Genomic DNA, 20,209 nt, shown 5'->3' with positions numbered 1-20,209 from the left:
GATCACCTTAAACCAGCGGCGGCCGCCCGCTTGCGCGCCATGGCGTCGACACCCGCGGCGAGCAGCAGGACGGACCCGGTGACCAGGTATTTGACACTGGCTCCATACCCCATCAGGCCCATGCCGTTCTCGATCACGGCCACCACGGCGCCGCCCATCACGGCGTCCAGCACCCTGCCCTTGCCTCCGAACAGGCTCGTGCCGCCGATGACGGCCGCGCCGACGGCGTACAGCAGGACGGAGCTGCCACCCGTGTTCGGGTCGACGGAGCTGGCCCTGGACGCGGCCACGATCCCGCCGATCGCCGCCATCGAGGAGCAGATCACGAATGCGCTGATCTTGAGCCGGTCGACCGGGATGCCCGCTCTCCTCGCGGCCTCCGCGTTGCCGCCGACCGCGTACAGGTGCCGGCCGAACGCGGTGCGGCGCAGCACCACGGTCCAGACGACCAGCAGCACCAGGATGAGCGGCACCACGATCGGCACGCCCGTGAGCGAGACGAGCTCGGGGTTGCGGCTGCGCTCCAGGTTGAGCGCGAAGACCGCGAGCCCGGCGAACAGCGCCAGCATGCCCACGCGGAACGCGACCAACGACATCGGGTCGGCGGTCAGGCCGCGCTTGGCACGGGTCCTGGCCCGCCTGAGCTGCACGCCCGCGAAGACCGCCACGCAGAACGCGTAGAGCGCCCAGCCCAGCCACGGCGGCAGGTTCCTGTTCGCGATGGCGACGATCACGCCGTCCCTGATGGAGATGTTCGTGCCCTCGTCGACCAGCACCAGGACCAGGCCCTGGAAGGCGAGGAACGCCGCCAGCGTCACCACGAACGACGGTATGCCCACCTTGGCGACCAGGGTGCCGAGCACCATGCCGATGAGCACGCCGGTGACGATGGCGGCCACCACGCACACGTACCAGGGCAGGCCCGCGCTGGTCAGCGTGACGGCGAGCACCGCCGCGCACACACCGCTGGCGAAACCGGCCGACAGGTCGATCTCGCCGAGCAGCAGCACGAACACCAGCCCCATCGCGATCAGCGTGATCGCGGCGCCCTGGGTGAACAGGTTGGCGAAGTTGATCGCGGTGACGAACGAGGGCCGCGCGACCGCGAAGACCGCGCAGAGCACCACCAGGCCGAGCACGGCCGGCAGCGCGCCCATGTCACCGCCGCGCACCCGCTGGACGTAGGCGAGGAAACTGTTGCCGATCGACGGTGACTGCGACGCCGCGACGATCGCCTCGCCGGGTAGTTCCTTGACCTTGTTCATGGCGTGACCCCGTTCTTGAGGCCGAGATCGCCGCTGCGGCCGGAGGTGATCAGTTCGACGACCTGGGCGTGCGTCACGTCGGCGGTCTTGACCTGGGCGGCCATCCTGCCGAGGTAGAGCGCCGCGATCCGGTCGGAGACGGCGAACACGTCGTTCATGTTGTGCGAGATGAGCACGACGGCCAGCCCGGTGTCGGCCAGCCTGCGCACCAGTTCGAGCACCTGCGCGGTCTGGGCCACGCCCAGGGCCGCGGTCGGCTCGTCGAGGATGACGACCTTGCTGTTCCACAGCACGGCCTTGGCGATGGCCACGGTCTGCCGCTGCCCGCCGGACAGGCTGGAGACCTGCTGCCTGATGGACTTCACCGTGCGCACGGACAGGCTGCTGAGGGTGCGCTCGGCCAGTTCCTCCATGCTGTCCTCGTCGAGCAGGGGGCCGCGCCTGCGCTCCCTGCCGAGGAACATGTTCTGGACGATGTCGAGGTTGTCGCACAGGGCGAGGTCCTGGTACACGATCTCGATGCCCAGCTCGCCCGCGTCGCGCGGGCTGTGGACCTGGACCGGGCGGCCGTCGAAGCGGATCTCGCCGTCGTCGATCGGGTAGGTCCCGCCGACGCACTTGACGAGCGTCGACTTGCCGGCGCCGTTGTCGCCCACCAGCGCCGTGACCTCGCCGGCGTACGCCGAGAGCTCGACCTCGTGCAGGACCTTCACCGGGCCGAAGCTCTTGTCTATCCCGCGCACTTCAAGGAGGGGGGTCATGGGGCTCCCTAAGGGAGGGTACGGCCGCGCGCGTGACACGGGCCGTACCCCCTGTTCTTATTCGATTCCTGCCTCGGTGCACTTCTCGGCGAAGTCACCCGTGCACAGCTCCTCCTTGGTCACGAAGCCGTCGGCCACCACGTCCTTGACGTTGTCGAAGTAGATGGCCTGCGGCTCCATGAGCTCGGCGGGCACGTCCTGGCCGCTCTCCGGGTCCTTGACGCTGCTGCTCGCCGTGGGCTTCTCGCCCTTGGCCAGCGCCACCGCGAGCTTGGCCGCGGCGTCGGCCTCCTTCTTGACGGCCTTGTAGACGGTCATGCACTGGTCGCCGGCGAGGATGTTCTGCAGACCCTGGACGGTGGCGTCCTGGCCGGTGACCGGCACCTTGCCGTTGAGGTTGTTCTTCTTCAGCACGGTGATGGCGGCGTTGCCGAGACCGTCGTTGGCGGCCAGCACTCCGGCGATCTTCGGCTGCTGGGTCAGCATCTGCTCGAAGATCGTCCCGGCCTGGGTGTTGTCCCATTCGGGCACCGACTGCTCCGGTCCCTTGACGTACTCGCCGGCGTCGAACTTGGGCTTGAGCACCCCGTCGTACCCGGCCTTGAACAGGGTGGCGTTGTTGTCCGTAGGCGAGCCGTTGAGGTAGGCGACGATCGGCTTGTCCGCCTTCTTGTCGGTCAGGCACTTGGCCAGGCCCTCGCCCTGGAGCTGGCCCACCTTGGTGTTGTCGAAGCTGACGTAGTACGCGGCGCCGCCGCCGAGCGTCAGCCGGTCGTAGTCGATGGTGGCCACGCCCTGCGACCTGGCCTTCTCGATGACCTGCTTGCCGGTGCCGCTGTCCAGATTGACGATCATCAGGACGGTGGCACCGTTGGTGATCATCTGGTCGGCGATGGTCTGGAACGCCGTCTTGTCGTTCTGGGCGTTCTGGATGTCGTACTGGACGCCGGCGGCTTTGAACGCCTCTTCGAGGTACTTACGGTCCGCCGTCTCCCACCGGGCCGAGGACTTGCTGTCCGGCAGGATGACGCCGATCTTGCCCGCCGCCGCCGCTGAGGCGGTGGCGGATGCCGTCGTCGAAGTGGTCTGACCGCTTTCGCCCCCGCAGGCGGTGAGACCGAGAGCGAGCGCGGCTGCCGCGGCGGTCAGGCTGAGGATCCCCTTGCGCATGGTGCAGGGTCCTTTCTTCCGGAGGGGCCCGGATGAATGTTGTTTGCGGCAACGTATTCCGGGATCGCCTGCATGGGAAGACCCAGTGGCGCGGTAGTTTGTTGTTTCTAGTAACAATCAGGAAACACGGAGGCCTCGACGCGCGCCGGGGGCGGGATCGGCGACAATCAGGACATGGCAGATCCGGTCGAGATCGTCGACCACGACCCGGGCTGGCCCGCCGGCTTCGCCGCGCTCGGCCGGACGATGCGCGCGGCGCTCGGCTCCGTCGCGGTGCGGATCGACCACATCGGCTCGACGTCGGTGCCCGGCCTGGCCGCCAAGCCCGTGATCGACGTGCAGGTCGCGGTGCGCTCGCTCGAACCGCTCGAGGCGTTCAAGCGTCCGCTGGAGCTCGTCGGCCTGGTCCACCGGGCGGGCAACCCCGAGCTGACCAAACGCTACTTCCGCGAGGCGCCAGGACATCGCAGGACCCACGTCCACGTACGCGAGCACGGCAGCTTCTCCCAGCAACTGCCGCTGCTGTTCCGCGACCACCTGCGCGCCCACCCCGCCGCCGCGAGCGAGTTCGCCGAGGCCAAACGGCGGTGCGCCGACCGGTTCCGGGACGCGCGGGAGGAGTACGTCGCGGCCAAGGAGCCGTACGTGTGGGACATCGTGCGACGCGCCGACGCCTGGGCCCAGCGCACCGGCTGGCGCCCCGGCCCGAGCGACGCCTGAACCGCCACACCACCACAGCGACCCACCGAGCGCCGCACCGTCACGACGACCCGCCTGAGCCGCGCCATCGCCACAGCGACCGACCTGAGCCGTCGCACCGTCACGACGACCCGCCTGAGCCGCGCCATCGCCACAGCGACCGACCCGGGCCGTCGCGTCGTCACGGCGGCCCGATGACGACGTTCTGCACGATCAGGGCGAGCGCCGAGGCGGTCGCCACCACCAGCACGGCCGTCCGGGCCCTGCCGCCGTCGAGGTGGCGCCGCAGCGGCCCCGACGCCAGGAACCCGAGGGCCATGGGCACGACCAGCGTCGCCCCCGCCGCCACTGCCTGCACGGGCAGTTCGCCCACCAGTGCCAGGATTCCCAGCGACTGCAGCGCGCTCAGGCAGAAGAACATCGCGAGCGTCGCCCTGATCTGCGGGCCCTTGGCGCTCTGGTACACCAGCGCGATGGGCGGCCCGCCGATGCCCGTCGCGGTGCCGGTGATGCCGGAGACGAAACCGGCGGAGGTGAGTGTCACGCCGGTGCGCGGCACGCTCATCGCCCTGGCGGTCAGCAGCACGGCGATCACCACCATGCCCGCCACGAAGACGCTCCTGGCGTAGATGGATGTGTAGACAACAATAACTGCACCAATGACACTGCCCGGCAGTCTGCCCAGCAGTGCGAACCCCACTCCACGCCACTCCACCCGCCGCCACTCCGAGGCCAGCGTGAACAGCGGCATCGCCAGGTTGACCATCTGCACGGCGCCCGGCATCAGGCCGGGCTCGATCATCGTCAGCACGGGCACGGCCACCAGCCCCAGCCCGAAACCCACCCCACCCTGCACGATCGCGCCCGCAAAAACCGCCAGACCACCCACGATGAGCAGCAATGCCGTATCAGTCATGCAGGAGAGTCAACCCGCTTTACTCTCTGTTGCCGCTCCTGCCCCTAGAGTGAACGGCTTGTGTATTCTTTTCCACGACGCAGACGTAGCCTCTGGAGTATGAGCATGAAGTCTAAAGCCGCGACGACGATACGCGTCAGCGTCACAACCCGAGACCGCCTAGCCCGAATCGCCCGCCAGGAGGGTCGAACCATGACCGAGGTGCTGCACAACGCCATCGCCGACTACGAGCAGAAGCAGTTCTGGCAGACCGTGAACGAGCAGGTCGAGCAGACGCAGCGCGAAGACCCAGAAGGCTGGGCCGACTACCTGACCGAACGCGAACTGGTGCTCGGTCCACGCCCCACCTCCCGCCGGATCGCGCCTGAATGGGACGGTCTACTCACATTTCCCGAGGAGAAAGATGAAACTGACGCAAGGTGATATCTGGTTCACCAGGTTCAGCAGTCCGACCGGTCGCGAGCAGGGTTTCGACCGTCCCTCCCTGATCGTCAGCAACGACAACCTCAACCGGTCGAGGCTCGGGCTCGTCTTTGCCGCGCCTCTGACCACTCGGGAGCGCGGATATCTCACCCATGTCCGGATAGGCCGGGACGGGACCGGGTTGGCCAAGACAAGCTGGGCGATGATCGAGCAGATCCGCGCCATCTCGCCGGACAGGTTCGACTTCTTCGTCGGCACCGCCCCCGAGGAGGTCGTCGAGGAAGCGGTCACCGTGCTCAAACGGATGCTCTAGAAGATTCGCCGGGTGGCTCTCTCATCGTGTCACACTTTGCAGATCAATAAGCTGGCGATCGTGCGATCCCTCCCGTTGACGCGTGTCCTGACCCTCGCCGCGGTTCTGGCGTCCGTCTGCCTGACCGCCCCGCCCGCGCAGGCGGCGCCCGTACGCAGCCCGTTCTCCAAGAAGGCGGGCAAGCTGGCCGCGACCTCATGCCCCGAGACGCCGATCGTCTCCGGCGGCGTTCCGCGCACCCGGGAGTACCTCCAGACGGTCGTGAAATGTCTGGACAAGTCGTGGGGTGCGTATGTTGAGCGGGCAGGGCGTACGTTCCGCAAGCCCGTCGTCCGCTACTTCGAGGAGCCGGCGAGCACCGTGTGCGGGATGCGCTGGCCCGCGTACGCCGACGCCTTCTACTGCACCGAGCGCTCCACCGTGGTCTTCCCGCTGACCGGCCGGTGGATCGAGAACAGGACCGACCTCTTCCCGTTCAAGGTGGCCGCCCATGAGTACGGTCACCACCTGCAGAGCCTGCTCGGCATCCGCCGCTCCTACGAGGCCAGGGCACGCGCCGACCGTACCCACGCGGACCGGTTGAAGCGCCGCTACGAACTCCAGGCCGACTGCCTGTCCGGAGTGTTCCTGGGCAGCGTCTGGCGCTCCCTGGCCCGCTCCGAGCTCGACTGGGCGGCGCTGCTGGACGCGACCCGGGCAAGCGGCGACGACGATGACGGCCACCGCACCCACGGCAAGGGGTCCAGCCGGGCCTACTGGCTCAAACGCGGCTACGGCGCCGTCTCCCCCGCCGCCTGCGACACCTGGTCGGCACCCGCCGCCAAAGTCGCCTGACCGCAAGCCTCTTGACCTGACCGGTGAGCTGACCGGTGAAGCGGTGAGGTGACCTGCGCGGTGAGACGGCGGCGGGTGCGTCGCGGGCCCGCGACGCAGACACGAACCACTGGCCGCCGGCTCCGTGATCGGTGGCGAAGGCCGCCTGGGAAGCGAGGAGCCGCCCGGCGGAGGGTGTCCGCCGGGCGGCTCTCAGTGTGTCGGGTGGTTCCCCCGAAACGAGCGCGTGAGGATCACGCCCAACCCCGGCGACGAGCCGGGCTCCGTCGCTCCCGGCCTGCTCATGACCGGCCGGGAGCTCGGGAAGTTCACTTGGCGAGCAACGACCGCAGAACGTACTGCATGATGCCGCCGTGCCGGTAGTAGTCGGCCTCGCCGGGCGTGTCGATGCGCACCACAGCGTCGAACTCGACGCTGGCTCCGTGCGCGGACGAAGCTGTCGCCCTGACGTGCACCGTCTGCGGGATGCCGCCCTTGTTGAGCTCTTCGACTCCCGTGATGTCGAACGTCTCCTCGCCCGTCAGGCCGAGGGCCGCCGCCGAGGCGCCCTCCGGGAACTGCAGCGGGAGCACGCCCATGCCGATCAGGTTGGAGCGGTGGATGCGCTCGTACGACTCGGCGATGACCGCGCGGACGCCCAGCAGCGCCGTGCCCTTGGCCGCCCAGTCGCGCGAGGATCCGGAGCCGTACTCCTTGCCCGCCAGCACCACCAGCGGCGTGCCCGCGGCGGCGTAGTTGACCGAGGCGTCGTAGATGAACGACACCGGGCCGTCGGACTGGGTGAAGTCGCGGGTGTAGCCGCCCTCGGTTCCGGGGGCGATCTGGTTGCGCAGGCGGATGTTGGCGAACGTGCCCCTGATCATCACCTCGTGGTTGCCACGACGCGAGCCGTAGGAGTTGAAGTCCTTCACCTCGACCCCGTTGGCCTTCAGGTACTGGGCGGCGGGGGTGCCCACCTTGATCGAGCCGGCGGGCGAGATGTGGTCGGTGGTGACCGAGTCGCCGACCTTGACCAGCACGCGGGCGCCGGCGATGTCGGTCACCGGCTCCGGCTTCTCCGGCATGCCGTCGAAGTAGGGGGCCTTGCGGACGTAGGTCGAGTCGGAGTCCCACTCGAAGGTGTCGCCGGTCGGGATGGGCAGCGAGCGCCAGTGGTCGTCGCCCGTGAAGACGTCGGCGTAGTCGCGCTCGAACATGTCGCGCCCGATCGAGGAGTTGACCACGGCGGCGATCTCCTCCGGCGCGGGCCAGATGTCGCGCAGGTAGACCGGCTCGCCGTCGCTGCCGACGCCGAGCGGCTCGGTCGCGAGGTCGAGGTCCATGGTGCCGGCCAGCGCGTACGCGACCACCAGCGGCGGCGAGGCCAGGTAGTTCATCTTGACGTCGGGGTTGATCCGGCCCTCGAAGTTGCGGTTGCCCGACAGCACGGCGGTGACGGCCAGGTCGTTGGCCTGGACGGCCTCGGAGATCTCCGGCAGGAGCGGCCCCGAGTTGCCGATGCAGGTGGTGCAGCCGTAGCCGACGAGGTTGAAGCCGATCTTGTCGAGGTACGGCTGGAGCCCGGAGCGCTCGAAGTAGCCGGTGACGACCTGCGACCCGGGGGCCAGCGAGGTCTTGACCCACGGCTTGCGGGTCAGGCCCTTCTCCACGGCGTTGCGGGCCAGCAGCGCCGCGCCGAGCATGACGTACGGGTTGGAGGTGTTCGTGCACGAGGTGATCGCGGCGATCGAGACGATGCCGTGGTCGATCTCGAACGAGGTGCCGTCGGCCAGCGTGACGGGCACCGGCTTGTGCGGCCGCCCGCCGTCGGCCGTGGAGTTGGAGGCGGGCGAGTCGGAGGCCGGGAAGGACTCCTTCGACGCCTCGTCGACGCCGTCCTCCACGTAGTTCTGGACGTCGTAACGCCAGGTGTCCTTGGCCGCCGACAGGGCGATGCGGTCCTGCGGGCGCTTGGGGCCGGCGATGGACGGCACGACCGTGGCGAGGTCGAGCTCGATGTACTCGGAGAACTCCGGCTCGGGCGCGGCCGGGTCGAGCCAGAGGCCCTGGGTCTTGGCGTACGCCTCGACGAGGGCGATCTGCTCCTCGGAGCGCCCGGTCAGGCGGAGGTAGTCGACGGTCTGGCCGTCGATCGGGAAGATCGCGCAGGTGGAGCCGAACTCGGGGCTCATGTTGCCGATCGTGGCCCGGTCGGCCAGCGGCACGGACGCCACGCCCTCGCCGTAGAACTCGACGAACTTGCCGACCACGCCGTGCTTGCGCAGTATCTCGGTGATCGTCAGGACCAGGTCGGTGGCCGTGGCCCCGGCGGGCAGCTTGCCGTTGAGCTTGAAGCCGACCACGCGCGGGATGAGCATGGAGATCGGCTGGCCGAGCATCGCGGCCTCGGCCTCGATGCCGCCGACGCCCCAGCCGAGCACGCCGATGCCGTTCTCCATCGTGGTGTGGGAGTCGGTGCCGACGCAGGTGTCGGGGTAGGCCCTGTTGATGTCGCCGTCGGAGCGGGTCATGACCACGCGGGCCAGGTGCTCGATGTTGACCTGGTGGACGATGCCGGTGCCGGGCGGCACCACCTTGAACTCGTCGAAGGCGGTCTGGCCCCAGCGCAGGAACTGGTAGCGCTCGTGGTTGCGCTCGTATTCGCGCTCCACGTTGCGCTGGAAGGCGTCGGGGTGGCCGAAGTAGTCGACGATGACCGAGTGGTCGATGACCATCTCGGCGGGCGCGAGCGGGTTGATCCTGGCCGGGTCGCCGCCGAGGTCGCGCACGGCCTCGCGCATCGTGGCCAGGTCGACCACGCAGGGCACGCCCGTGAAGTCCTGCATGATGACGCGCGCGGGCGTGAACTGGATCTCCACGCTCGGCGCCGCCTTCGGGTCCCATCCTCCGAGCGCCCGGATGTGGTCGGCGGTGATGTTCGCGCCGTCCTCGGTGCGGAGGAGGTTTTCCAGCAGGATCTTCAGGCTGTACGGGAGGCGCGCGGCGCCTTCGACGGCGTCCAGCCGGAAGATCTCATATGACGCGTCGCCGACGCGTAGCGTGTCACGGCTGCCGAAGCTGTTCGCGGACACGGTGGTTCGCCTCCTCCATCAGACATCTTTCAGGCTTGCGGGTGGCTCCCCGCTCCTCACGCGCTTCGCGGCTCCCGTGGTGCCGGGTCTCCACTCCGCTCGCTGCGTCGGGTTCACTCCTGCTCATGGGTCGTTCACCCTCCTCACTCGCTTCGCGGGGTCCCTCCTTCGTCGGGCCCCACTCCGCTCGCCGCGTCGGGTTCACTCCCCAAATCCTGCCGCACGCGCGAACAAGTAAGCACGTTAGGTGAACCTAATTCGCGTCCGCGCAGCAGGTGTCTCGACATCAAGATATCGGGAAAAGTATCTCGACATCAAGTTAAACGGGCGCCAGGCGCCAGTACAGCAGCCCGACGATGGCCACGGACAGGATCGGCGCGAGGATCTTCTGCTCGAACTTCCTGCCCGTCTTGATGCCGATCTTCCACGGCAGGACGAACTTCGCCCCCAAGGGCCACAACACGGGGCAGCCGCGTTCGGTCATGCAGTCGCCGACGACGTGGATGAAACTTCCGACCCCCACGGCCAGCCCGAGCCAGGCGTAGCCCACCTCGAGGGAGAGGAAGACGGCGTAGAGCCCGGCGGTCATGCCGATGTTGATCATGATTGAACCGAGCTTGTTCCCCGGTATGCCGACGCCGATGGCGCGCAACGCCAGGCCGATGAGCAGCACGACCATGACGTCGCGCCCGATCGGATAGGTGTTGGCCAGCCAGTGCGCCCCGAACCCGATGGCCACGGCGAAGACGAGCGAGTGGGTGGCGCCGCGGTGGCCGCCGCCGAGCCAGGACACGAGCTTGCTGAGCGCCCACGTGACCGGCCCGAACGTCTGCGCGATCGTCGCGTGTGGATGGTCGAGGTCGGGCAGCATCGCGGCGCCCGCGCAGATGATGGCGCCGGCGATCAACTCGGCGGGACTGAGCGCGGCGGCCATGATTCCGGTTTCCACGAACCGGGTGGACTCGTTCACCAGCGGCAGTGCGGCAAGGGGCGGCGCCAGCCCCAGCCAGGCGATGGCCCCGGTCATCGCATGCGTGTGCCCCATCATGATCCGGACTGTACGGCAAAGAGGTTCTTTGCGCGGCGAGGCATGCCGGGGCGAACGGGCTGTGCAGGCCGGCGACATCGCGCCGAACACCCGCAAACGCAGACGAGGTCGTCTCCGCGGCGACAGCACCCCCCAGCCCTGCCGACGCGGAACGACCTCGTCTGATGGGAACAACGCCCGGCTCCACCGACCTGTTCCCGGATTCCGCAACTTTTTCGTGATCTGGATCACACCTTTTCGTGACTTGCGAAACGACATTTCATCGATATATCTTTGACGCATCGAGAACAGATCGCGATATAGGGGGAAAAATGAGTTCAGCACAGGCAGCAGGCGCGCCCTGGCCCGGCGCCCGCGAATACAAGCGAGCGGCCCGGGAGGCGTTCCGGGCCATGAGCGACGCGTTCGAGCAGATGGGCGGCCACCACCATCGCGGCGGCCCGCACGAGCACCGCCACCGCGGCAGGAGAGGCGGACCCGGATTCCCGTTCGACTTCGGGCGCGGCCCGTGGGGCGGCCCCGGCGGCCCCGGCGGCCCGTGGGGCGGCGGGCACCGCGGCTGGGGCGGCAGAGGCCGCAAGGCCAAGCGGGGCGACGTACGCGCCGCGATCCTGGCCCTGCTCTCCGAGGAGCCGCGCAACGGCTACCAGATCATCCAGGAGATCGCCGAGCGCAGCGAGGGCGGCTGGAAACCCAGCCCCGGCGCCGTCTATCCGGCGTTGCAGCAGCTCACCGACGAGGGTCTGGTGATCTCGGAGGAGCACGAGGGCCGCAAGGCCTACCGTCTCACCCAGGAAGGCAGCGCGTACGTCGAGACGCACGCCGACGAGGTCAGGGCCCCTTGGGACGAGATGCGCCCGGACATCGACGACAACACCGCCGATCTCTGGCATATCGCTCGGCAGTCGGCCTTCGCCATGATGCAGATTCTGCAGACCGGAAGCGACGCGCAGGTCCGCGAAGCGCGTAAGACTCTAGTGGAGACCCGGCGCAAGCTGTACCAGATCCTGGCCGACGACGAGCCGGGCGAGGAGTGACCCCACTGATGGCCGGTGCACGCGAAGGCCGGTTCGGAGGAAGCGAGGAGCCGCACATGGACCACAACGACCTCCGCATCGGCGACGCCGAGCGCGAGCAGACGATGGCCGCCCTGCGCGAGCACTTCGCCCAGGGCCGCCTCAACCACGAGGAGCTCGAAGAGCGCCTCGACCGGACGCTGGCCGCCAAGACGGCCCGCGACCTGGCGAGCATCACGGCCGACCTCCCCGGCCCCGGCTACCGCACGCCGGCGCCGCAGCCCGACATGGGCGACTGGCGGGCGGCGATGCACGCGCACCGGCAGCAGATGCAGGAGATGCGCCACGCGCACCGCGACATGCGCCACGCCTGGCGCCACCACCACCCGCGGCGGCGGCACGGCGGCCCGCACCCGATCGTGCCCCTGCTGTTCGTGGCCATGATGCTCGGGCTGTTCTTCGGCGGGTTCGGCGTCTTCAAGGTGCTGCTCGTGGTGTGGGTCGTGGCCGTGGTCGCCAGCATGGTGCGCCGCCGGATCCACCACCGCCGCTGACCGGCCGCCCACCTCCCCGTCCCCGTCCTGGCGGTCACGCGCACGGGCGGCACCGCTCCGCGGCCGTTGACAAACGGAACGCTGATCCGTATCTTTCGGAACAGTGCTCCGTTTCGCGCGGAGCCCGCCGCGGCGTGAGCGTTCCCCCGCGTGCGCGGCGCGACCCGGAAACATTCGGACGGGAGATTCAGCATGATCTTGGTCACCGGCGGTCTCGGTTTCATCGGCTCTCACACCGTTCAGGCGCTCCTCGACACAGGTGAGGAGTGCGTGCTGCTCCAGCGCCGCAAGGCCGAGGCACCGGCCTACCTCGCCGGCGCGAAGGTGGCGATGGAGCAGGCCGACATCACCGACCTGCCCGCCCTGCTCGACGTCGGCGAACGCCACAAGGTGACCGGCATCGTGCACCTCGCCGGGTCCATGCCCTGGCCCCCCGACGCCGACCGGCCCGTCGAAGCAGCGCGTAGGGCGATCGGCGGCCTGCTCAACGTCGTGCAGGCCGCGCAGGAGTGGGGGGTGAAGCGTGTCGGCGTCGCGAGCACGATCGGCGTCTACTCCGGCCTGACCGGCGCGCTCCGCGAGGACATGCCCCTGCCCATGGCGTCCTTCCACCTGATCCCGACCTTCAAGAAGATCGGTGAGCTGCTCAACGAGCACCTGGCCGGCGCCACCGGCGTCGAGGTCGTCAACTACCGCATCTCGGCCACCTGGGGACCACGTGACCCCCACGGCGCGCTGTTCTTCGCCGCCCCCGAGCTGGTCCATGCCGCCGCCCGCGGGACCGAGCCGGACCTGTCGACCCTCGCCGCGCCACCGTACGCCGAGGACTCGATCGACCTGTGCTACGTGAAGGACACCGCCCGCGCCATCGCGCTCCTCCAGCTCGCCGACCGGCTCAGCCACCGCACCTACAACGTCGCGTCCGGGCGCGCGACGTCCAACGCCGAGGTCATCGCGGCGATCAGGAAGGTGGTCCCCGACGCCCGGATCGACCTGCCCACCGGCGGAACCGACGGGCAGACCCACCTCGACATCACCCGGCTCCGGCAGGACACCGGCTACGCGCCCGCCTACGACCCCGAGCGCGCCGCCGCCGACTACCTCACCTGGCTGCGCGCGGGCAACGAGCTCTGAGCGCCGCCCCGCGCTCCCCGGCTCAGCCTCCTAGGGGGCAGGTGTCCAGCCGGGCGCACGCCACGAAGTGCCCCGGCTCGGCCTCAATCAGGGCGCCGGCGGCGCCGCGCTCGTGGTACACGCAGGAGTCCACGGGTGTGGCGTCGTCCCAGGCCTGGTTCATGCGTGGCACGGCCGACAGCAGCTCGCGCGTGTACGGGTGCAGCGGATCCCCGAAGACGCGGCCGGTCAGCCCCATCTCCACGACGCTCCCCCGGCGCAGCACCACGGTGCGCTCGGCGAGGTAGGTGCCGAGCGACAGGTCGTGGGTGATGTAGAGCACGCCCAGCCCTCTGGCCTTCAGCTCGGCCAGCAGGTTGAGCACGTCGATGCGGGTGGAGGCGTCGAGCATGCTGGTGATCTCGTCGGCGACCAGCAGCTTGATGTCCAGCAGCAGCGCGCGGGCGATGAGCAGGCGCTGCAGCTGGCCGCCGCTGAGCTGGTGGGGATACTTGCCGAGCACCTGGCCGGGGTTGAGCCGCACGTCGCGCAGCGCCACCTCGACGCGCTCCGCCCACTCGGCCTGGGGAACGGCCGGGTAGTACGCCTCCTTGATCATGTTGTAGACGCGGTCGGCCTTGAACACCGGGTTGAACGAGCTGAACGGGTCCTGGAAGATGCCCTGGATGTGGCGGTAGTACTCCTTGCCCGCCCGGACGGGCCGCCCGTCGAAGGTGATCGAGCCGCGGGTGACCGGGTTCAGCCCGAGGATCATCCGCCCGATCGTGCTCTTGCCGCTGCCGCTCTCCCCGATCAGCGAGACGACCTCGCCGGGGACGACCTCGAAGCTCACCTCCCGCACGGCCGTGACGCTCTTGCCGCCGAAGGCGCCGATCCTGAATTCCTTGGTGACGTCGTCGAGTCTGAGCATCAGGCCTTCCAGCAAGCGACGTGGTGGTCGGGGGCGAGCTCGGCCACCGGCGGGTCCTGCGCGCACTCGTCCCCCGCGATCGGGCAGCGGGCGCGGAAGCGGCAGCCGGTGGGCGGGTCGAGCAGCGAGGGCGGGCTTCCGGGGATGCCCTCGAGCCGGCGGTCGGCGTAGCGCACGCCGACCTCGGGCAGGGAGTCGAGCAGCAGCTTCGTGTACGGGTGGCGGGGCGCCTTGACGATCACGTCGGCCGGGGCCTTCTCGGCGAGCCGGCCCGCGTACATGACCATGATCGTGTCGGCGATGTGGTGGGTGAGCGCGATGTCGTGCGTGACGAAGATCATGCTCTTGACGTAGCCGCTCTCGCGGAAGCCGAGCAGAGCGCGGGCGACGGCCTTCTGCGTGGAGACGTCGAGCGCCGAGGTGACCTCGTCGGCGATCAGCAGCGACGGGTCGAGCAGCGTGGAGATCACCATCACCATGCGCTGCTTCATGCCGCCCGACAGCTCGATCGGGTAGCGGTCGAGCACCTCGCGGGGCAGGCCGACCTGGTCCATCCGGCGCTCCAGCTCGGCGGTGTCCACCGCCGAGCCCCTGGACCTGAGCAGTTCGGTGACCATCTTGCGCAGTCTGCGGGTCGGGTTGAGCGCGCTCATGGCGTACTGCGGGATGAGGGAGACCTCGCGGAAGCGGAAGTCGTTCATCGCGCGGTCGTCGCCGATCGGCAGCTCCTGGCCGTCGAGCACGACCGTGCCGCCGACGTGGCGCATGCGGCCGTCCATGCGGATGAGGCTCTTGCCCAGGGTGCTCTTGCCGCAGCCGGACTCGCCGACCAGGCCGAGGATCTCGCCGTCGCCGAGCTCGAAGGTCATGCCGTCGAGCGCGCGCACCTCGCCCTTGAGCGTCCTGTAGTACACCCGGAGCTCGCTGACCTGCAGACTCATGTCTCCCTCAGTTTCGGGTTGAAGACCTCGTCGAGCCCGACGTTGGCGACGTAGAGGGCGCCCACGATCGCCGTGATGCCGGCGCCCGGCGGCACGAACCACCACCACATGCCGAGCTGGAGCGCGCTCCACTGGTTGGCGTTCTGCAACATCAGGCCGAGCGAGACGCCCTCGGTCGGGCCAAGGCCGATGAAGTCGAGCGAGGAGGCGATGAGGATCGCGCCGCCGAACAGCAGGATGAACGTCATGAACAGGTAGGAGCTCATGTTCGGCGCGATCTCCCTGGAGATGATCCGCCAGGTGCCGGCTCCGCTCATCCGCGCCAAATCCACGAACTCCCGGGTACGCAGCGAGAACGTCTGCGCCCTGATCGCCCGCGCCGCCCACGGCCACTGCGTCAGCCCGATGAACAGGCCCTGCACCGCCACGCTCCTGATGCCCAGGTAGGCGTTGATGATCAGCAGCACGGCCAGCGTGGGGATGACCAGGATGACGTTGGTCAGCATGTTGAGCACCTCGTCGACCACGCCGCCCCGGTAGCCGGCCACGAACCCCACGAGCATGCCGATGACCGCCGCGATGCCGCCGCCGATGACGCCCACGAGGAAGGTGGCGCGCAGGCCGTGCACGAACTGGAGGAAGATGTCCTGGCCGAACGTGGTGGTGCCGAGCCAGTGCTCGGCCGAGGGCGGGCTCATGGGGCGGGTGCCGTAGTCGTTGGGCGTGCCGCTCACCAGCAGCGGCCCCACCATGCCCAGCACGAGCAGGACGACCACGATGCCGAACCCGGCCATCAGCTTGCCGTTGCGCACGGCGAAGTGCAGCGCCTCGCGGCGCACCCCCTCCCGCTCGCGGGGCTCGGTCTCCTGGAGTGTCGTCATGCCTGCGCACCCGCCATTCCCGCCCTGGTCCGCGGATCGACCACGACATAGACGATGTCGATGATGAAGTTGGCGATCAGCACTCCGAGCACGATGAACAGGAACGTGCCCTGGAGCAGGAAGAAGTCCTGGTTCTGGATCGCCTTGAGGATCAGGCTGCCCAGGCCCGGGTAGGCGAAGACGATCTCGGTGACGAGCGCTCCCGCCACGAGCACGCCCAGTTGCAGGGCCAGGCCGGTGATCTGGGGCAGGACGGCGTTGCGGAAGGCGTACCTGCGGATGAGCTGGGCGGGCGCGCCGAGCGCCGACAGGTAGTTGGAGTAGTCGGACTCCAGCTCATAGATGATCATGTTGCGCATGCCGATCGCCCAGCCGCCCAGCGCCACCAGGAACAACGACAGGAACGGCAGCGTCCAGTGGTGCAGCAGGTCCAGCACGAACGTCCACGACCAGTTGGGCCGCATCGAGAAGCTGTAGCCGCCCGCGACGGGGAAGAGGCCCGCGATCACGCCGAGCGCCCAGGCCAGCAGCACCGCCAGCCACATGTACGGCATGGCCGTCAGCACGTAGCCGACGGGCAGCACGGTGTTGTCGAGCAGCTTGCGCCGGGCGGCGTAGGCGCCGAACCGGTTGCCCACCACCCAGCTCAGCAGCACCGACGGGATGATCAGGCCCAGCGTGTACGGCACCGCTCCGTTGATCACGGTGCTGACCGGCGTCGGGAACAACCAGATGCTGATCCCGAAGTCACCCTGGAACATCGCGCCCCAGAAGTTCACGTACTGCTGCCAGAGCGGCTGGTCGAAGCCGAAGAGGTCGTTGTAGTAGGCCCGCATCGCCTCGACGGCCTCGGGCTGGGCGACGTTCGCCCGCGCCACCATGCCGGCCACCGGGTCGCCCGGCATGAAGCGCGGGATCAGCCAGTTGACCGTGACGGCGACGAAGAAGGTCAGTCCGTAGATGAGCAGTTTCCTGCTGAAGTAGCGACGCACGCGTGTTCTCCGAGAGGGCCCTCCGGCCCCGGCGGCCCGAGCCGCGCGGGGCGGAGGGGTGAACGGTCAGAGGTCAGGAGCCGGCCGGCTGGAGCTGGGCGAGCGTCTCGAAGCCGCCCAGCTCGAACCAGTTGCGCCACATGACGGCGCCGGTCTTGGGTGCGCTGCCCTCCGCGGCCGGCCAGTTCTTCCACGTGCTGGTGCTGTGCTGCGCCCACAGGCCGTTGTACCAGAGCGGGATGACCGGCATGTCGTCGAAGTGGATCTGCTGGAGCTGCGAGGTGATCTTCTGCATGCCGGCGATGTCGTCGGTCCTGACCTGGTCGAGCTGCTGCACGAGGTCCCAGGCCTTCTCGTTCTCGTAGCGGGCGAAGTTGACCGTGTTCTGCTGCTTCCTGACCGGCAGCTGGAACATGTACTCGTAGTAGGTGTACGGCGAGTTGGACAGCTGGCGCTCGTTGTTGATGAGCAGGTCGAAGTCGCCCTCGGTGCGCTTCTCCACCAGAGCGTTGAAGTCGGGGAAGTCGGGCGTGATCTGGATGCCGGCGGCCTTGGCGCTGGTCGCGATCGACCGGGCCGACTCCATCCAGTCGGTCCAGCCCGACGGCACGATGAGCGTCAGGCTGATCTTGGAGCCGTCCTTGTTCTCCACGAACCCGTCGCCGTCGCCGTCCTTGTAGCCGGCGTCGGCCAGCAGCTTCTTCGCCTTGCCCGTGTCGAAGGCGAAGCCGGACGCGGACACCACGTTCTTGTCCACGAACGTGTCCCACTGCGGGAGCAGGCCCGTCGGGCTGGCCGCCTTGACGAGGTTGCCGTACACGCTCTCGACGATCTTCTTGACGTCGATCGACGAGGCCAGCGCCTTGCGGAAGGCGGGGTCGTCCATCGGCTTCTTCGTGGTGTTGGGCACCAGCCAGGCGGTGTTGGCCGACAACATGTACGGCGGCTCTTTGTAGTAGGTGGTCAGGCCGAAGTTGCCCTGCACCAGGTTGGCCACGCCGGGCAGGAAGTTGTTGCTGAGGTCGAGGCCCTTCTGCAGCAGCATGCCCATCGCGACCTCGTTGCTCGGCGTGGCGATGTCGACGATGTAGCGGGGCCTGGGCTCCATGTCGAGCGCCGTCTTGCCCCACCAGTCGTCACGCCGCTGCAGGACCACGCGGTCCTGGTCCTTGCTCATGAACGTGTACGCGCCCGTGGAGACCGGGTTGTCGTTGGTCCCGTCGAGCACCTCCTTCTCCGAGCGGTCCTTCCAGACGTGCTCGGGGACGATCGCCCGGCTGTAGAGCATGTAGTCCCACTGCTGGTAGTTGGCCTCGGAGAAGGTGAACGTCACGGTCTGGTCGTCGGTCGCCTCGACCTTCTCCAGCCACTCCCAGAGGTTGTGGAACGGGATCGTCTCCATCTTGCCGAGCTCGAAGGTGTAGACGACGTCCTTGGCGGCGAACGGCTGGCCGTCGGACCACTTGACGCCCTGGCGGAGCTTGAGCACGTAGGTGGTGTCATCGGTCCACGAGCCGCTCTCGGCCAGCCACGGGACGAGCTTGGCCGCGTTGGTGTCGTAGTGGAACAGCGTCTCGTACACCAGGCCCTTGGTGCCCACGGCGGAGTCCCACTCCCGGATGGGGTTGTAGTTGAGCGGCGGGCCCCACTGGGTGCCGGTGGTGTACAGGGTCTCGTTGCGCGGCAGCTGGTTGGGGTCGGCGCTGGCGGCGCCGGGCTGGCCCTGCGCCTGTGACGCCGGCGGGTTCGGCGTGGTTCCGCCGCCGGTGCAGGCCGTGGCCAGCAGGCCCGCCGCCACGACCGGGATGAGGATCCGAGCCCGGATACGCATCTCTTCTCTCCTTCCTCCGCGCCAGGCGCGAAGGTTCGCATGTCTGCTAGACAACCCCGATGAGCGGCTTCGAACGGGCCCGCATGCGCTTGGGAGCGCTCCCATCAGGATGGCGAGCACACTCCCCCGTCCGCTGGCCGGTGAGCGATCACTTCTTCAGTAGTCGTAGGCCGGCGACGGCCTGCTGAACCGGATAAGTACCGCGAACGTAAATTCCTGGTGACGCGTACGTCAAGGGCCGTGACGCTTTCGAGACGTGGTCCTGCAAACGCTCTCACTGCGGACCTGCCACGCGCCGAGGCATGAAACGACCACATCGGTGGGTACGGCCTAACCGGTTCAATCAGCGACCCGGCACGGGCGGCGGCGGGGAGCCCGCCTTGATCGCGACGTCGCCTCTGGAGCCACTCTGGTTTACCGGCTTTTATCGCGATTCGATGACAAATCGATAGCTTTCCCGACAGAATGCGGTCCCAACCAGCGTCTATCGCAACTGGAGGCACACCCTTATGCGTAGACCCCTTGGGGTACTCGCCGGACTCGTGACCGTGGCGGCGCTGGGCGCGCCGCTCGGCACGGCGCAGGCCGCCACCACATCCGAGGCCGCGTGCCGGGTGAGCGTGGCCAAGCCCCGGCTCGACGACGAGGCACAGAAGATCACGTCATTCGCCGTCCGCCGCGGGTGCTTCGGCCCCGCGCTCCTCCGCATCCGCATCAAGCGCGCCGTGGAGGGACGGGACCCGGTCGTCAAGAGCGGCGCGACCAGGAACGGCCGCATCACCCTGAAGATCGACTGCCGGCCGGGCACCTATTACGCGTTCGCCACCGACTACCGCGGCCACACCGTCACGTCCAAGGCCGCCAAGCTGACGTGCGAGCCGGGCGACGCCGCTCGTCCTCCCTCCTCGGGCGGGGCGGGCACGGCCGTGGAGAACGAGGTCGTCAAGCTGACCAACGCCGAACGCGCCAAGAAGGGCTGCGGGCCGCTCAAGCACGACAGGAAACTCCGCGCCGCCGCCGTCGGCCACTCCTCCGACATGGCGGAGCAGAACAAGATGGCGCACAAGCTCCCCGGCCGCCCCGACCTCCGGCAGCGCCTCGAGGCGGCCGGCCTCACCGGGTTCCGGGCATGGGGAGAGAACGTCGCCTGGGGCCAGCCCTCCGCGGCCTCCGTGGTGCGGGCCTGGATGAACAGCTCCGGCCACCGGGCCAACATCTTGAACTGCCGCTACAACCTCATCGGTGTCGGCGCGAAGAAGGACGGCCAGGGCCGGATCTACTGGACCCAGGACTTCGTCACGAAGTGATCACCTCCGGGACGCACGGGCGACGGTGGGCGGGGGGGACGCCCCGGCCACCCCAGGCGCCTCCATCCACCTCCTCAAAATTGCGCCCCTTGGTCTCCCCGAACCACTCGGCGACAAACAAGAAAGAAAAGACGGCGAAACCC

Annotated in this window: 19 protein-coding genes; 8 read left to right on the top strand and 11 right to left on the bottom strand. The window is 68.6% G+C overall.

Features of this window, described 5'->3' with window-relative positions; all coding sequences use genetic code 11:
* Positions 1-2: 2 nt before the first annotated feature.
* Genes ACZ6SA_RS10065 through ACZ6SA_RS10055 form a run of 3 tightly spaced genes read right to left on the bottom strand, consistent with a single transcriptional unit; the run spans position 3 to position 3,196 of the window.
* Positions 3-1,265 (bottom strand): sugar ABC transporter permease, encoded by a 1,263-nt coding sequence (locus ACZ6SA_RS10065; RefSeq protein ID WP_347646791.1) that lies wholly within the window; start codon positions 1,263-1,265, stop codon positions 3-5.
* Entirely contained in the window at positions 1,262-2,026 is a 765-nt protein-coding gene (locus tag ACZ6SA_RS10060) for an ATP-binding cassette domain-containing protein (RefSeq protein WP_347646792.1), read from the bottom strand. The genes ACZ6SA_RS10065 and ACZ6SA_RS10060 overlap by 4 nt, the downstream gene beginning before the upstream one ends.
* A gap of 57 nt (positions 2,027-2,083) precedes the next feature.
* Positions 2,084-3,196, bottom strand: coding sequence for a sugar ABC transporter substrate-binding protein (locus ACZ6SA_RS10055; protein ID WP_347646793.1), 1,113 nt, complete (start codon positions 3,194-3,196; stop codon positions 2,084-2,086).
* A 174-nt stretch (positions 3,197-3,370) separates the two neighbouring features.
* On the opposite strand from ACZ6SA_RS10055, the gene ACZ6SA_RS10050 reads away from it, so the two are divergent.
* Positions 3,371-3,916 (top strand): GrpB family protein, encoded by a 546-nt coding sequence (locus ACZ6SA_RS10050; RefSeq protein ID WP_347646794.1) that lies wholly within the window; start codon positions 3,371-3,373, stop codon positions 3,914-3,916.
* A 160-nt stretch (positions 3,917-4,076) separates the two neighbouring features.
* Here the strand turns inward: ACZ6SA_RS10050 and ACZ6SA_RS10045 are convergent, their stop codons facing one another.
* Positions 4,077-4,811 (bottom strand): sulfite exporter TauE/SafE family protein, encoded by a 735-nt coding sequence (locus ACZ6SA_RS10045; RefSeq protein ID WP_347646795.1) that lies wholly within the window; start codon positions 4,809-4,811, stop codon positions 4,077-4,079.
* 192 nt (positions 4,812-5,003) lie between these two features.
* Between ACZ6SA_RS10045 and ACZ6SA_RS10040 the strand changes: the two genes are divergently transcribed.
* Genes ACZ6SA_RS10040 through ACZ6SA_RS10030 form a run of 3 tightly spaced genes read left to right on the top strand, consistent with a single transcriptional unit; the run spans position 5,004 to position 6,381 of the window.
* On the top strand, positions 5,004-5,234 hold the full coding sequence (locus ACZ6SA_RS10040) for a hypothetical protein (protein WP_347646796.1): 231 nt from the start codon (positions 5,004-5,006) through the stop codon (positions 5,232-5,234).
* Positions 5,215-5,547 carry a type II toxin-antitoxin system PemK/MazF family toxin gene (locus ACZ6SA_RS10035; protein WP_347646797.1) on the top strand — a complete coding sequence of 111 codons (333 nt, stop codon included), beginning with the start codon at positions 5,215-5,217 and terminating at the stop codon, positions 5,545-5,547. Before ACZ6SA_RS10040 ends, ACZ6SA_RS10035 begins: the two co-directional genes overlap by 20 nt.
* Before the next feature lie 60 nt (positions 5,548-5,607).
* Complete coding sequence (locus ACZ6SA_RS10030) at positions 5,608-6,381, top strand: neutral zinc metallopeptidase (protein ID WP_347646798.1); 774 nt, start codon at positions 5,608-5,610, stop codon at positions 6,379-6,381.
* Between the two features lie 308 nt (positions 6,382-6,689).
* Here the strand turns inward: ACZ6SA_RS10030 and acnA are convergent, their stop codons facing one another.
* Both acnA and ACZ6SA_RS10020 read right to left on the bottom strand, forming a co-directional pair.
* Entirely contained in the window at positions 6,690-9,452 is a 2,763-nt protein-coding gene (gene acnA, locus ACZ6SA_RS10025) for an aconitate hydratase AcnA (RefSeq protein WP_465827451.1), read from the bottom strand.
* Between the two features lie 319 nt (positions 9,453-9,771).
* The gene (locus tag ACZ6SA_RS10020) at positions 9,772-10,500 is read right to left on the bottom strand and encodes a metal-dependent hydrolase (RefSeq protein WP_347646800.1); all 729 of its coding nucleotides are present in this window, start codon (positions 10,498-10,500) and stop codon (positions 9,772-9,774) included.
* A 311-nt stretch (positions 10,501-10,811) separates the two neighbouring features.
* Here ACZ6SA_RS10020 and ACZ6SA_RS10015 point away from each other — a divergent pair, with 311 nt between their 5' ends.
* From ACZ6SA_RS10015 to ACZ6SA_RS10005, 3 genes are all read left to right on the top strand, one after another.
* Entirely contained in the window at positions 10,812-11,537 is a 726-nt protein-coding gene (locus ACZ6SA_RS10015) for a PadR family transcriptional regulator (protein ID WP_347646801.1), read from the top strand.
* 56 nt (positions 11,538-11,593) lie between these two features.
* Positions 11,594-12,070 carry a DUF1707 SHOCT-like domain-containing protein gene (locus ACZ6SA_RS10010; protein WP_347646802.1) on the top strand — a complete coding sequence of 159 codons (477 nt, stop codon included), beginning with the start codon at positions 11,594-11,596 and terminating at the stop codon, positions 12,068-12,070.
* A 192-nt stretch (positions 12,071-12,262) separates the two neighbouring features.
* Positions 12,263-13,204, top strand: a complete 942-nt coding sequence (locus ACZ6SA_RS10005; protein WP_465827449.1) for an NAD-dependent epimerase/dehydratase family protein — start codon at positions 12,263-12,265, stop codon at positions 13,202-13,204.
* 22 nt (positions 13,205-13,226) lie between these two features.
* On the opposite strand, the gene ACZ6SA_RS10000 is transcribed toward ACZ6SA_RS10005, so the two are convergent.
* The 5 genes from ACZ6SA_RS10000 to ACZ6SA_RS09980 all read right to left on the bottom strand — a co-directional run bounded on the left by ACZ6SA_RS10000 (position 13,227) and on the right by ACZ6SA_RS09980 (position 18,759).
* Positions 13,227-14,114, bottom strand: a complete 888-nt coding sequence (locus ACZ6SA_RS10000) for an ATP-binding cassette domain-containing protein (RefSeq protein WP_347646804.1) — start codon at positions 14,112-14,114, stop codon at positions 13,227-13,229.
* Entirely contained in the window at positions 14,114-15,055 is a 942-nt protein-coding gene (locus ACZ6SA_RS09995) for an ABC transporter ATP-binding protein (RefSeq protein ID WP_465827447.1), read from the bottom strand. The genes ACZ6SA_RS10000 and ACZ6SA_RS09995 overlap by 1 nt, the downstream gene beginning before the upstream one ends.
* Positions 15,052-15,936, bottom strand: coding sequence for an ABC transporter permease (locus tag ACZ6SA_RS09990; protein WP_347646806.1), 885 nt, complete (start codon positions 15,934-15,936; stop codon positions 15,052-15,054). Before ACZ6SA_RS09990 ends, ACZ6SA_RS09995 begins: the two co-directional genes overlap by 4 nt.
* Positions 15,933-16,928, bottom strand: a complete 996-nt coding sequence (locus ACZ6SA_RS09985; protein ID WP_465827446.1) for an ABC transporter permease — start codon at positions 16,926-16,928, stop codon at positions 15,933-15,935. Before ACZ6SA_RS09985 ends, ACZ6SA_RS09990 begins: the two co-directional genes overlap by 4 nt.
* Positions 16,929-17,001: 73 nt before the next feature.
* Positions 17,002-18,759, bottom strand: coding sequence for an ABC transporter substrate-binding protein (locus tag ACZ6SA_RS09980; protein WP_347646808.1), 1,758 nt, complete (start codon positions 18,757-18,759; stop codon positions 17,002-17,004).
* Between the two features lie 509 nt (positions 18,760-19,268).
* Here ACZ6SA_RS09980 and ACZ6SA_RS09975 point away from each other — a divergent pair.
* Positions 19,269-20,066 (top strand): CAP domain-containing protein, encoded by a 798-nt coding sequence (locus ACZ6SA_RS09975; RefSeq protein ID WP_347646809.1) that lies wholly within the window; start codon positions 19,269-19,271, stop codon positions 20,064-20,066.
* Positions 20,067-20,209: the final 143 nt, after the last annotated feature.

The sequence above is a fragment of the Nonomuraea sp. NPDC049378 genome (assembly GCF_055586745.1).
Note: the sequence above shows the minus strand (reverse complement) of the source record. Positions and strands in the feature narration are given on the sequence as shown.